Below are 13,490 nucleotides of genomic sequence, written 5' to 3'. Positions count from 1 at the left end.
AATTTGTTCATCACCTATCATCATGTATCCCTTGGTTGAAACCATCAGCTTTTCTGTACCACTTCCCAGTCGATAGCTCGAAAAGTTATGGGTGTTGAGCTCAACTTAACGACGACGAGAGCTGCTCCCTAATTAGTGATGAAACCCATTATCACATTTCGTATCATGTGGCATAGGTCCATCCAAGGAATCCAGAAAGGCAACGGCCTGTTTGAGGTTCCTCAAAAATAAATGCGCGAGATCCATAGAAAATCCGTTTCGAACCACAACGCGCATAATCGTCACTGCTTCTAGATCTGGAGGCAATGGATATGCGGGTACTTGCCAGCCGAACACACGCAATTGTCGAGATAAATCATAAAGGTTCCAGTTTAATGTGTAACCTTTTTTCAGTTGCCAAGCGAAAACCGGAATATCCGAACCATCGGACAAAAGTTCGAACGGTTCCATCTCCTGAATCGCCTTGCTAAGAAAAAGAGCGACCTTCTGAGAAGCCCTTTGGACATCATAGTACCCACTTTTCCCCAAACGCAGGTAATTGTAATATTGTAGGAGCACTTGTGCGCCAGGACGTGAAAAATTCAGGGCAAAAGTCGGCATGTTTCCGCCTAAATAGGAGACGCGGAAGATTAAATCATCGGGGAGATCATCAGCTTCCCGCCAAATTATCCAACCCAAGCCAGGATAGACTAATCCATATTTATGTCCCGATACATTGATGGACTTCACCCTCGGCAACTGAAAATCCCAGACTAAATCTGGTTGAAGAAACGGTGCTATAAATCCGCCCGAAGCCGCATCTACATGCATAGGAATGTCGAGTCCCGTCCTCTCCTGTAAATCGTCCAACGCTTTTGCAATGGCGGCAACCGGTTCGTAAAGTCCGGTATAAGTCTCACCGAGAATCGGTACCACACCAATCGTATTTTCATCCACGGCTGCAAGGACCCCTTGAGGATCTAATCGGGGATGCTCAGGGCTAACCTTCACATAGCGTGGTTCAACCTCCCAATAGTTCGCAAATTTTCCCCAAACGACTTGAACAGCAGAACTAAACACAATATTAGGCCGATCCACCGGCTTACCCTCTCTTTTTCGTGCATTTTGCCAGCGTCTCTTTAACGCAAGCCCCCCGAGCATACAGGCTTCCGACGATCCAGTTGTTGAAACGCCCATAGTTGTAAGGGGGCTGGGGGAATGCCAGAGGTTGGCTAAAATGCGGACACACCGCTCCTCAATTTCAGCTGTCTGTGGATATTCGTCCTTATCAATTATGTTCTTATCAAATGCTTTAGCATATAAGTGCTCTGCGGTAGGTTCCATCCATGTACTAACGAATGTTGCAAGATTCAAGCGTGCATTGCCATCAAGAGTCATTTCATCATGGACGATTTGATACGCTGTTTCTGGTAACATGCCTTCATCAGGCATGTGAAAGCGCGGAACGACTGATTCTCCTTTGCGGGCAAAAAGAGGATTTATAGAAAATTCGGGAGGCAGCTCCATTTGCACGTGACGCGGTAGATATTGTGGATTATCTGGCATAACCTCTTTTCCTTCATATGTATCGTTTTGCACTTCTTCTTTTCGATCCTGCGGCATACTAGTCCCCCTTAATTAATGGTTTAACAAATATATTATTTACAAAAAAACATTTGCTAAACCAAGGGACAATTCTAATAAAAGGTGATGCCATCATTCAAAATAAAGGAGTATAGTTTTTGATTATAAAATAGAAATTGATTTATATTTTAATGAAAATATTGAATATTTTTAATATAATTATTGAGTTATGTATTTATAGAAACTTAAGGGGTATGATTATGGAGTTTATTACTTTTAAAGTAATTTGTATCTTTTTATTTTTAATGCTTATGACTTCTATAGAAGTTTTAGGATATGGAGTTCAACTTGTTGGGGCGAAATTAGCTTTAGTTGCATCGGCTTTTGCTAAATATAATATTATGTCTTTAATTGCTCGATTTTCTAATATGTTTCAACAACCATTTACTGTTTCTTTAGTTGATAGTACAGCAAAAAATGGTAGATTAGAATTACTAATTAAACAATTAGATTTTTGTTATTAGGTTCTACTATGGGAGTAATACTTGGAGGGATTATTAGTACCATTTTTTATGAAAGTTCTTTCTAAAGCGCTAATACCATTGTCAAAAGATGGTTCGTTTTTAAACATGTTCAAATTAATATGTTCACAAAAGAATTGATGCAACGTTAAAAAGAATGAGCCCGGTACAATACCGGACTTATATTCATACAACCGCTGTATTTTTCTGTTTAACTGTTGGGATTCAGTTCATAATGAAACATATTTTTACATAAAAGACTTTCGTATATAAATTTTTCAAATGATTTATTAGCGAATTGTTGACCAATATCACTTTTTTGAGTGAGTAATTTTTTAGATTGATGATGTAATGAATTTTGTTCGTTTCTTTTATGTAAAATATTCTAGTTTTGCATTAGGAAAGAACTGTTTCATATAGGAATACAGATAGTTTTTTATATCCTTCTTCTTCTTTTTTGATAAATGTATTTTCCGATTCCATATTTCCCCCATTTATACCTTCTTTTCTCTTCATCTAATTCTAGTTTTGTCATCGGGTAGTTTTTTTCAATTACTCTCTTAGCTGGCTTTGTAAAACGATGTTGAATAAATTCAAATGTAATATCATCCCGTGCATCAAGAGGTAATTCAGCATTTAGGCGTTCAAACATATGATAGTATCCTTCCTTCCAGCCTTCATGCAGGTAAATAGGAGCTACAATGAAACCAAGAGGATATCCAGCTCTAGCTACTTTTCCTGCTGCCTCAATTCGTTTAGCTAAGGGAGAAGTTCCTGGTTCAAAGTTTTTAATCACATAATCAGCGTTTACACTAAAGCGAAATCTTGTTTTTCCGTTATGTTTAGCATCAAGTAAATGATCTACATGGTGGAATTTCGTAACAAATCTCAATTTCCCATATTCAGATTCTCCAAAATGCTCAATGGCCCGTTTAAGGGTATGCGTTAAATAATCGATTCCTACAATATCTGAAGTACACGACGCTTCAAATCTTGTTACTTCAGGTGCACGCTCTTTCATGTATTTATCAGCAGCATCTAAAATTTCTTCAACATTTACATACGTTCGTATATAAGGCTTACTTCCCATCGTTGTTTGTAAATAACAATAATGACAATGTCCCATACATCCCGTTGCAAAAGGAATTGCATACTCTGCTGAAGGCTTGGAAGTATCGAATTTCAGTGTTTTTCTAACACCAACAACCAGCGTGGATTTTGCTACTCGATACTTTTGAAAATCATTATCCCCTGGCAAATCTCTTACTTGATTATGGGAAGTAGTATGTCGAATTTCAACATCCATCTTTGAAAACTTCTCAAACAGCTCTTTCCCCAAAGGATAATCTAATGCTTTAGGTTCAAAATATACGAGCTTAGGCATAAATGGCTTATTCATTCTAACATCCCCTCTGAAATATCACCATAATAGTAAGTGTACGCTTGGTTTGCCTCATCTTCGGTAGCATATATAGCCATCTCATTTGTTAGTGGATAATACGTTTCGTAAAGAAATAGTGCTAATTCATTAGGTCTTTCAGGATTATTTACAACTGCTGCAGCTTGTATGTTAGCTACGTCTTGAGTATGAGGATTTCGGTAAAAAATATAGACAATGTCACCAGCATGATACGTATTACTTTCAGAAGAAAATTCCATTCCATCACCATCTCATTTCATAAAATTCAATGCTCACAGTTTTACTTTCTAATTTCCTTGTAGTGTAACTATTTAATTACATTGATAATGATTACGCCATACAAACATATTTTGAAAAATGAATAATAAATGTACTCCCAAAAAGGCAAGCATATATCAATGCTTGCCTTTCGTTCTAACGACGATGTTCAACAAGATCGATTACACCTAAAACGACGTGTGCTAAACCAAAACCAAATACTGTATTTGCAATCATTTTATTAGTTCCACGAGTTTGTTTAAGAGCATAACCTGCTGCTGTCACTGCTGTACCTAAAGCTGTTGGAATTAATCCTTCACGAATGTCCACAGTGATGCCTCCTTGTTTCGTAGTTAGTAAATTTGTTTTAATGACTCGAAGTAAAGTATTAAAACAAGTATTAGTATTTTTCTTTTTAATAAAATTATGTGAAATCTTTATGAATAATATTTTAAATCCATAACAGCTATAAAGATTGAAAAAATTATTAATTAACAAATAAGAAAATATCTTCAAAACGTATTTTCATATGAAAATTTTATACCTCAGAAAAAAATCTTTGCGGAAATTCTCTCCATAAAAAGTGCTCCTAAATTTATATAGGAGCACTTTTTTATGAAACACTATTCTTTATTTCCTTATGAACCACTTTATTATAATAACCATGCTTTACAACTTGCCTAAAATCATCTACCTGGATATCCATTCTTTCGGCAATATCTACAACAATTGTATTTTGTAAAACATTCACCACAAATCCCATTAATTGCAAATTAGGATTTTTACGATATGAAAATTGAACGTAATCCCCAAGTGTTACTTCTTTATTATGCTTCATTTGGCGCCCCCTAAATTATCGATAATTATACAATAGTTTCCCCCTTTTTTACTTCTACATACGGGGTCACCAGTTTATCATTTTAGCCAATTCATCTCCCACCTACTTATTTTACGTTCCTTGAGGAAGGGGTCTTCTTGGCTAAAATGATAAAAAAAGACAAACTCTCCAATGTGAGGAGTTTGTCCAAAACCATGATTTCTTTAGTTTAACAATATAGAATTCAGTTCCGATAAGAATCTTTCTTTTTTCCATATCCCACGGTTTTTGCATCGATACTAACAATAGTGGATTAGAATAATGACTTAATACTTGCTAGGACAGTAAGAATACCTATAATAATGACAAATACATTGCTAGATTTCCCTTTGTATTTAGCAAGTACTGATACTTTATGGATTGCATACATTGGTAGTATACATAAGATAGCAGCAACTAGCGGACCGCTAAGGGCATCAATGATTCCAAGAATACTTGGATTTGTATAAGCAACATACCAGCATGTTAATACGACAAAAGTAAGAATCATTGTCTTAACTGTTTTTTCTCCTATATCTTTCCCGCGTTTTTTACTGGACTTGATAATCATGTCACGCATTACCTCATACGCTCCTATATAATGACCAAGGAAAGACTTTGTAATAGCCACAAATGCAATGATAGGAGCTGCAATAGTGATTACTGGCGAATTAAGCTCATTAGCAAGATATGATAGGATTGACAAGTTCTGTTCTTTTGCCACCTTAAGATCATTTGGAGTCAAACTTAAGGTACTGCTCCAAACAAAGAACATAACAACTACGAATGTCATAATATAACAAACTTTTTGTATTTGAGCACATTTAGCATCAGTAGCATCTATTCCATACGTAGCTCTCTGTTTCATAACAAATGACGAAATCATAGGCGAATGATTAAACGAGAATACTATGATTGGAAGTATCATCCATATCGTTCCTAAATATCCTGTTCCTGTTGAAGCAGTAGAAACAGCTGAAAAACTAAGCATTGACGTATTCCACTGTGGAATCAAAGATATTGCGATAAAAAGTAGAGAAGCTATAAAAGGATACACTAGCATGCTCATGATCTTTACAGTTATATCTTGACCAAAATTTAGTATAGCGATAAGACCGAGTACTAAAACAAGCGATAAAATGGACCTTGGAGGCTCCGACATGTGCAATTGATGCACGATAAAGCTACTAGCGGTATTTGTAAGTGCGACCGAGTACATCAGCACGATCGTATAAATGGAGACAAAATATACAATATTAAAAATGATACTTGCCTTATTTCCAAAATACTCTCTTATTGTACCTGTAATCCCCTCATCGGCAGAGTTCGAAGCGTAAATCATTTTAGCAAGCGCCCTATGTGAATAATACATAACAGGATATGCAAGTATGGTAATTAACAGCAATGATAATAAACCACCTGAACCTGCATTAATCGGTAAAAAGAGTACTCCTGCTCCAATTGCTGTTCCAAAAAGGCTCAATGCCCAGGTAGTATCCTGTTTATGCCACTTTTTAGGGTCTAGATATTTCTCATTTTTTACTGCAGTGTTATCAGCTTGAAATTCTATGTTTTTTGCAGTATTCCCATCCATATAATAATTCCTCCTTGTGTCCTATTCTTAATTCTCTTTTTAAGATATAGGAATATAGACCGTTCTTGAAAAATGAATAGCTTATATAGTGCCCCACAACGAATATCCCCCTTCTAGGTTAATAAAAATCAAAAAATTAGCGAAGCATCAACCTGAAGGGTTTGTTACCACTTATAAAATATTTTAATTATATAGTAGTATATTTTATTGATAACTCCCCCAATATACAGACATCCTTAGGCGAACAATAGAGTAAAGATTGTTAAAAACTTCACAATATATTCGATAACTTATTGATTTGATTGTTTCTCCCCAAAGATTTTATTTTTAATGGAAATTCCTGTAGGTGTAGCTGCAATACCACCTAAACCTGTCTCTCTTAATTCGCGAGGCATCTGTCTTCCAACTCTATACATGGCTTCAATCACTTCGTCAGCATTGATGAGATTGTTTACGCCAGCTAATGCGATGTCCGCTGCTGCTAAAGCATTTGCCGTTCCAATGGCGTTTCTCTTTACACAAGGAATTTCTACCAAACCAGCGACCGGATCACAAACTAAACCGAGTAAATTTTGTAATGCAATCGAAAAAGCTTCAGAAGATTGCTGTGGCGTTCCACCCGCAGCTTCTACCGCAGCTGCAGCCGCCATCGCTGAGGCACTTCCTACTTCAGCTTGACATCCTCCATACGCTCCTGAAATACAAGCGTTGTTTGCGACTATCGTTCCAAATAACGCTGAAGTGAATAGAAAATGAATCATATCTTCATGACTTAACTGCAACGTATCTTTAATACTAAATAGGACTCCCGGAATCGTCCCACTCGCACCTGCTGTTGGAGTTGCACAAATAGCTCCTAATGCAGCATTTACTTCATTAACACCGATAGCACTTTGAATCCCTAACACCATCAAATCTCCAGAAAGAGTTTTCCTATTTTCTCGATAGTTTTTAATTTTTACAGCATCCCCTCCGGTCAAACCTGTTGGAGAAAATACACCGTCGCCCTCGATACTTTTATTTATTGCATGTTGCATAGTCGCTAAATTTCGTTCCATTTTACTCCATACTTCTTCATAAGAAGTTTTAGTTTGTTTGATTTCCTGTTCGATTGCTAATTCATAAATTTGCTTTTGGCTTTTATTAGCTGCATCCACAATTTCTTTTATGGCCATATACATATTTTTCACTCCTTAATGTGACTAAAGAATAATAAGATTAGCTATATTGCTTAAATCTCCTAATTCCTTCTGAGCATTACCTGGCAATATCGAATCCAAAGCGAATGCATATAAATATTTTGTTTTATCTTCCAAACTATGAAAGTTGTTAATTTCCACATCATATTGTTTAAAGATCCTGCGTAAAACAAATTCAAAGTCAGCTCTTTCTGAAATCGCAATAACAACTGGCAATGGCCCCTGCAGATTTAAGCTAAATCCATCAATTTCAACATTTTTGACTTCAATCAACCCACCACCGACCGAAATACCCATTACTCTAATACTTCGACTTTCATCCTCTGCATATACATCTGCCGTATTTGGATGACCAGCAGGACTATTACCCAATTGTTCAATAAAGGTAATGTCAATTCCCTTAGACTCTGCTATTTTAATAGCATCTGGCACTTTGCTGTCATCAGCAGCTAAGCCTAATATACCAGCAATAATTGCAAAATCAGTTCCGTGACCTTTATGGGTTTCAGCAAATGATTCATAATACTTTACCACAACTTTTTTAGGAAGACCTTGAAATAATTTATTAGCAACTGTTCCAATAGCCAAAGCACCTGCAGTATGTGAACTTGAAGGGCCTATCATTATGGGCCCAATCACATCAAAACAACTTTTGTATTTAACAATCTTTTTTTCTTTAATAGATGCTACATTCATGTTCATATAAGCACCCCCATAATTTATTATTTTTAGCTGTAGTTGAATCTAAGTTATTAGAATGATCGATTCAAAACAAGTTTCATTTGATAACGCTTTCTTTATTGAGTTGAATAAACTTCCCTTCTAATCCGCTATCCTCCGTATAGTAATCATATCAGTATGTCCAATTTTAAAAAATTACTGGCAAGTTCTTTAGAATTTTTAATCCAAAACGAGGTTTGATATTTTCTCTAGAGGTAATAAATTGTGTCTCGACGCCCTCATTATAACTTGTATATTTATAAGTTTAATCTTTTTTTATTTTTAGAAAGATTGAATAGACAGAATTTTGAATAGGTAATAAATTACACTTAGTATGTAGCAATTGTGTCCTTTGTTTGAAGCTGTATTAGTTAGTAAAAAAGCAAAAATAACACAGAGTTCCTTTCATAAACACATTGATTATATTGAAAAATCATTATAAAGATACTTATATTGTCTTTTGTTTGAACATCTTATTTTGAACGGGAAACCTGTTGCAATAAATAATTCATTCATATGAAAAGGAATACATTATAAAATTTAAAAACGTTTTAGTATATTAATTATACATTTTGTATAAATATTAATTATCAAAAAAAACTAACTTCTTATTAGGATCTTAACATAAAGGATACATTCCAAATAACAATGGAGATTCTGCTTTATCAATTTCTTTATACGTTACATTTCCCTCTTTACCTGCAACAGCAACTTGTACTTTTTCATTTGTTTTCACATCTTCTGCACCTATTGCACCACCCGCCAATAATCCTGTACTTAACAGACTATCGTGAACGAAAGTTAGAGAGTTATGGAACAAAATATAATGTGTATGTACATACATTTCTTTTAAAAGAAGTTTTGTAGTATGCAACTGAATTAAAAAAATATAGATTTTTATGACTCTTTTTAGGGGATATAGCAAAGTGGGATCTTTTATATGCACATTGCTATACCGAACTAGATTTCAGCATAGTATTTTTTTGCAACTCATTGATTTTTACCAAACACGTATAAAAACCAACAATATGAAAATAAACGACTGGCTAAAATTTTACTTTCAATAAAATAAAAAAGAACCTGCAAATTTGCAGATTCTCCTGATAATGATTTATATGAGTAAGACTCGGAAATATAATACAATGATTCAAAAATAAGTTCAAGTAAATTCAAAGAACCCGCTGGAGTTCGAGTTCTTTCAGAAGTGATGATGTTTTCTAGGCTTAGCAAAGTGAGAAAATACAAGAATATAATACATCGAGATTTAGAGAATTTCAATACTTAAATTAGAGGTTATTTTAATATGATGTAACATCAGCATTTTGAAGGAATAGCAATGAATACCTTATACATTCCCAGTCTACATAACGCTTTATTATCAGTAGAAAGAAAAGGAAAATCCCTACTTTCACAATAAATCCGCCTTGCTACTCTATTCATTTTTTGATACATTCCTATCCACCGTTTTAGGCTTCTCTTTTGTACTGTGTTAGCCGAAAAATTGTATAAATCATAATTCGTTTTTCTTCCACCTGTTTCACCCTTTCTACACCCTAGTTTTACAAAATAAGAAGTCATCAAAACTTATATTTATTACTTTCTGTTATCTCCTCTCTCTTGTTCTATGCATAGTCTATCTAAATTTTTATTAGCTACTAAAAAAAGAATTTACAGGACGATAAAAAAAAGCCAAGTGCATTGCACTCGGCTTTATGGTCGATTAAACAATTTTACTTCAGACGTATTAAACTGATGTAGATAGTCTTTAGTAGAAGTATAACCTGAATTCATGAGTGTTTTCTTTTCTTCTTCTGTGATATCAAAATTAAACGACGACGTAAAGAATGTATTAATAAATACAGTGCGGGCAGCATCTTCTTTGGTGGTTTTTCCGCTCTCATGACCTTTGATCATGGTTTGAGACAAATTCCATGCAAAATGAATAAGAGAATGGCCAATATGATGTTCTGTTGAGGTTGCGATATGTTTTAACATGGCAACCTCCGCCTGAGATTCTAAACGGAAACCAAGTGTTTCTTTGTTGTAGACAATTTCATCTGTAGGATCAAAGAAAGATGCATTGTATTTCGTGTGTAAGCTTCTTAGTGTAGAATGATCCTCTATATTGCTTATCAGTTTATTAACCTCGTCAATCGTATCTGTGGTCGTGAAGTGTTCTTCTTTATTCACAAAACTTTTCCGATCAAATAAACGAATTGGGTAGTTATCGAGTACACCTCCGTCTACATAATAATCTTTATCCCATTCCACAGATTTAAAAAAGAATGGGATGGACATCGAAATCCGCACAGCAACTACTAACGGGACATCAGGTGTCGTTTCGCGAGAAAACGTACGAAGCTGGTGTGTAGAAACGTTCGTTCCTTGGAAAAACACGTCTTTTCCTGTTTTGTCATACAACTGCTGAAAAGTTGTGTCCTTACTCCCTGTCCACTTTTCAACGATCTTTCCTACCCACTCAGTGAAGAAATCCCCTTTATAGATACCAAAACCATCAAAAAACAAACGAATGTTATCTTGTACAATCGAAAAATCATCATCTTTAAACGCTTTGAAATTCATGTCTTTGTGGATTTTTACAAGATCTGCGAATGGAATGGAAAGACCTAAAAGTAATGCAGTAATCGCTCCTGCTGAAGTCCCTCCAAATCGTTGTATTTCTGGTAAAATCCCTTCTTCATTTAGTGCACGGATGGCACCTATATAAGCGCTTCCCTTTACCCCGCCACCTTCAAATACTAAGTTACGAAATGGATATGCCATTATATACCTCCAATAAAGAAATTTTCGATCTGTTATAGTATCGGAAGTATATTGAAATATATTCCAAATGGTATTAAGAAAGTTTCATGTCCTCCGATACGTATGGCCGAATTATCTTTATTCAATGGATGAATTGTTTGAAAGAGAAGAAATTTGCTTGGAATGGTAATTTAGTAGGATAGGAAACAGGAAACGGAGTGCATCTTTGGATGCACTGAATAATATCCCCTTTTGAAATCGTATATAACGTAACTTCTTTTCCGATGTCCAAGTAAAATCACGAGTAAGAAATCAAGGAATAATCTACATTTCATAAATCCCGCACTCTCTTTAACATACAATTCAGTGAAATAATTTGTTTCAAATACGTAGAAATATGGTTTAACCAGCAATCAATGATCAGGTCTTCTTACCCTAAGTAAACCTAAATCTATTTGTCTCCATACAGAAAGGAATAAATAGTTTTGTTCCTATTCATGAAATAGTACAATATATGCAAAATTACATATCTAATTAATTGCTTTTAATGTTATATTTTAATAGCGATGAATGCTATTATTTCATAAGTTGTCAACAAGCGTTATGTATGTATGAGAAAAAGGAAGGAGCCAAATAGGCCCCTTCCTTTTTCTACTAATTAACTAAATTACTCTCTGGTAAAAATTTAAATAGTAATGCTCATTTACAGGCGTCTGATTATGCATTAAACATGCTAACTTTGCTTGCTGTCGGAAAAATTAAAGACGATAGTCAAATATGTCCTTTCATTACTTTATATTGAAATAAATAATGATTCAAAGTTATTTTGTGAAAATTATACAAAAAGTACTAATTCGTCGTTTACCTAACAATAGATAATATAGATAAAGAAAAAATACTAGAGGATATCACAGTGTAGTAGTCTCTAGTATCTTTTCATAGTATTTTAGCGGCTATACAATACGGAGGGATAAAAAAAGGACCTCTTACGGAAAGATAAGAGGTCATCAAAAAGATAAAAATGTTGTATTTGAAACACGCGAGTTTCTAATTCACATCATAACACAATATATTTATATATTCAATATATACATTAAAGATAAGTAATGTATGTTCAAAAAGCACATGGAATATTAATTTGTAACAGTATATATTTTCCTCTTTTATTCTATTTCTTCTACAATGCCGTGATTGTAACAAATATCCCTCTTTCTTTTTTGGATGATTACGAATAAAAATACTACATGTTTTCTGTCTCACTTGGAATAAAGCATCATGGTAAAAATACAATGCTGACAAGTAAAATACTTAATACAATCAACCCTATCCCTAACATCATCCATTCACCCTTTTTAGAATTTTAAAATTTAGCCCTTCACTTTCATATACTTCTCTTTTACATGAGCCAGTAAGTCCCTCAGCTTATTCTCTGCAGGGTGTTCTTGATTTTCTAGAACTTCTCTGCCATAGGATGAAAAGTTTTGTGAGCATGCACTAGTTGTTACTTTCAATTTCGCGTATGAGGATGTATGCTCATCATAACTGGATTACGTCTTCTTGGGGATAAAGGGGACAGGAAAGCTGCTAAGCTAGCGTAAGGTGCTAAATTCCCTCAAAGTATCTCAAAAGCTGGATAATCATTTAATATTTCTGTACTCTCCAACTTACAACAAAACACATCGCAAAATATGTTTACGATGTGTTTTAAAAGGGAAATCATCATCAAGTTTTTCACCCATATTTTTATAAGGAGTTTTACCATTGAGGATAAACGCCTTCATTTGTATACTATATGTCTCACACATATAGTATACAAATTATTACACTTACTTTTCTTCACCGCTTGCTTGCATGGAGTTAAAAGTCCAATTTAATTTCAACGCATCTCCTTGAAATACATTTTGTTCTTCACCGTTATCTACGAATGTAAACATTACATAAAATGTATCATCATCACCTGGAGCAAGTCCATTTCCTTCTCGATCTACAATACCGTTCTTTACAAGATTAGGAATATTTCCATTTTGCGTAGCTACCTTTAATTCAGATAATGTAGTAGACCAAATTGGAACCTCATTTTTATCCAAGTTCCACAAGAAATCAACACGGATATGATCACCAAAATCAGCATTTCCATTATCCCCTTTCGCATCGATTACACTGTAATCTGTCAGGAGTTTCACATCTCCTATTGCTAAGGTTCCTTTGTTTACTAATTGAAAACCACGTTCCATTTCATCACCTGGTTTCAGATTGTCGACATTAATAACAACTTCTGGATTCACACTCAAGTCTAAAGTACCCGCTGCAAACGTGTTTTGTGATACTTCCTTATCACTAAAATATGCATATGTTCCCCCGCCAATTAAGGATAAACCAAGCACTGCAGTTACAACACCCATACCAAGTTTTTTCTTCATACCCATTTCACAAGTCCCCCTATTGTTAAAGTTTAAACTACAAACCTTATTTCCATCCCACAAACAACAATAATAATTAAGCAACTTCCTTGTCCCATAATGAAAGCGAACTTACTTTAAACTAGTTACTTCATGTACCCAAACGACTATGACTCTTAAAATGACCGGTAATGTTA

The 13,490-nt window shown here is 34.7% G+C and carries 11 protein-coding genes and 1 pseudogene; 1 reads left to right on the top strand and 11 read right to left on the bottom strand.

All coding sequences use genetic code 11. The features are described from left to right. Positions 1–132: 132 nt before the first annotated feature. Positions 133–1,602: a glutamate decarboxylase gene (gene gad / locus DN407_RS11870; protein WP_097856541.1), complete on the bottom strand. Its 1,470-nt coding sequence runs from the start codon at positions 1,600–1,602 to the stop codon at positions 133–135. 221 nt (positions 1,603–1,823) lie between these two features. On the opposite strand from gad, the gene DN407_RS11865 reads away from it, so the two are divergent. Beyond that, complete coding sequence (locus DN407_RS11865) at positions 1,824–2,087, top strand: lipid II flippase family protein (RefSeq protein ID WP_000394421.1); 264 nt, start codon at positions 1,824–1,826, stop codon at positions 2,085–2,087. A 368-nt stretch (positions 2,088–2,455) separates the two neighbouring features. Here the strand turns inward: DN407_RS11865 and splB are convergent. The 10 genes and pseudogenes from splB to DN407_RS11805 all read right to left on the bottom strand — a co-directional run bounded on the left by splB (position 2,456) and on the right by DN407_RS11805 (position 13,320). Then, positions 2,456–3,483, bottom strand: a pseudogene (gene splB / locus DN407_RS11860) (spore photoproduct lyase). After that, positions 3,480–3,743, bottom strand: coding sequence for a transcriptional regulator SplA (locus DN407_RS11855; protein ID WP_000396091.1), 264 nt, complete (start codon positions 3,741–3,743; stop codon positions 3,480–3,482). The pseudogene splB and the gene DN407_RS11855 overlap by 4 nt, the downstream one beginning before the upstream one ends. 175 nt (positions 3,744–3,918) lie before the next feature. After that, on the bottom strand, positions 3,919–4,092 hold the full coding sequence (locus DN407_RS11850) for a hypothetical protein (protein WP_000354585.1): 174 nt from the start codon (positions 4,090–4,092) through the stop codon (positions 3,919–3,921). Between the two features lie 283 nt (positions 4,093–4,375). Then, entirely contained in the window at positions 4,376–4,600 is a 225-nt protein-coding gene (locus DN407_RS11845; RefSeq protein ID WP_000682219.1) for a DUF2187 domain-containing protein, read from the bottom strand. Positions 4,601–4,892: 292 nt separating this feature from the next. Continuing rightward, the gene (locus tag DN407_RS11840; protein ID WP_000348954.1) at positions 4,893–6,212 is read right to left on the bottom strand and encodes an aromatic amino acid transport family protein; all 1,320 of its coding nucleotides are present in this window, start codon (positions 6,210–6,212) and stop codon (positions 4,893–4,895) included. Between the two features lie 290 nt (positions 6,213–6,502). Beyond that, entirely contained in the window at positions 6,503–7,393 is an 891-nt protein-coding gene (sdaAA, locus tag DN407_RS11835; RefSeq protein ID WP_000281779.1) for an L-serine ammonia-lyase, iron-sulfur-dependent, subunit alpha, read from the bottom strand. A gap of 21 nt (positions 7,394–7,414) precedes the next feature. Then, positions 7,415–8,113, bottom strand: coding sequence for a serine dehydratase beta chain (locus tag DN407_RS11830; protein ID WP_001056999.1), 699 nt, complete (start codon positions 8,111–8,113; stop codon positions 7,415–7,417). Positions 8,114–8,750: 637 nt separating this feature from the next. After that, on the bottom strand, positions 8,751–8,975 hold the full coding sequence (locus tag DN407_RS11825; RefSeq protein ID WP_170953980.1) for a hypothetical protein: 225 nt from the start codon (positions 8,973–8,975) through the stop codon (positions 8,751–8,753). Between the two features lie 866 nt (positions 8,976–9,841). After that, a complete protein-coding gene (locus tag DN407_RS11815) occupies positions 9,842–10,915 on the bottom strand; it encodes a patatin-like phospholipase family protein (RefSeq protein ID WP_000331137.1) in 1,074 nt (357 codons plus the stop codon). Between the two features lie 1,805 nt (positions 10,916–12,720). Further along, on the bottom strand, positions 12,721–13,320 hold the full coding sequence (locus DN407_RS11805) for a TasA family protein (RefSeq protein WP_000525504.1): 600 nt from the start codon (positions 13,318–13,320) through the stop codon (positions 12,721–12,723). Between the last annotated feature and the right edge of the window lie 170 nt (positions 13,321–13,490).

This window comes from Bacillus sp. JAS24-2 (assembly GCF_008274905.1).
Classification (GTDB): Bacteria; Bacillota; Bacilli; order Bacillales; family Bacillaceae_G; genus Bacillus_A; species Bacillus_A cereus.
The sequence above is the reverse complement of the archived record's forward strand: the minus strand, read 5'-3'. Positions and strand labels throughout refer to the sequence as shown.

Bases quoted from the DNA above. Each gene is read 5' to 3' on its own strand.
- DN407_RS11855 (WP_000396091.1), bottom strand. From the start codon at position 3,743: ATGGAATTTTCTTCTGAAAGTAATACGTATCATGCTGGTGACATTGTC.
- DN407_RS11805 (WP_000525504.1), bottom strand. From the start codon at position 13,320: ATGGGTATGAAGAAAAAACTTGGTATGGGTGTTGTAACTGCAGTGCTT.
- DN407_RS11865 (WP_000394421.1), top strand. From the start codon at position 1,824: ATGGAGTTTATTACTTTTAAAGTAATTTGTATCTTTTTATTTTTAATG.
- sdaAA (WP_000281779.1), bottom strand. From the start codon at position 7,393: ATGTATATGGCCATAAAAGAAATTGTGGATGCAGCTAATAAAAGCCAA.
- gad (WP_097856541.1), bottom strand. From the start codon at position 1,602: ATGCCGCAGGATCGAAAAGAAGAAGTGCAAAACGATACATATGAAGGA.
- DN407_RS11840 (WP_000348954.1), bottom strand. From the start codon at position 6,212: ATGGATGGGAATACTGCAAAAAACATAGAATTTCAAGCTGATAACACT.
- DN407_RS11845 (WP_000682219.1), bottom strand. From the start codon at position 4,600: ATGAAGCATAATAAAGAAGTAACACTTGGGGATTACGTTCAATTTTCA.
- DN407_RS11830 (WP_001056999.1), bottom strand. From the start codon at position 8,113: ATGAACATGAATGTAGCATCTATTAAAGAAAAAAAGATTGTTAAATAC.
- DN407_RS11825 (WP_170953980.1), bottom strand. From the start codon at position 8,975: ATGTATGTACATACACATTATATTTTGTTCCATAACTCTCTAACTTTC.
- DN407_RS11815 (WP_000331137.1), bottom strand. From the start codon at position 10,915: ATGGCATATCCATTTCGTAACTTAGTATTTGAAGGTGGCGGGGTAAAG.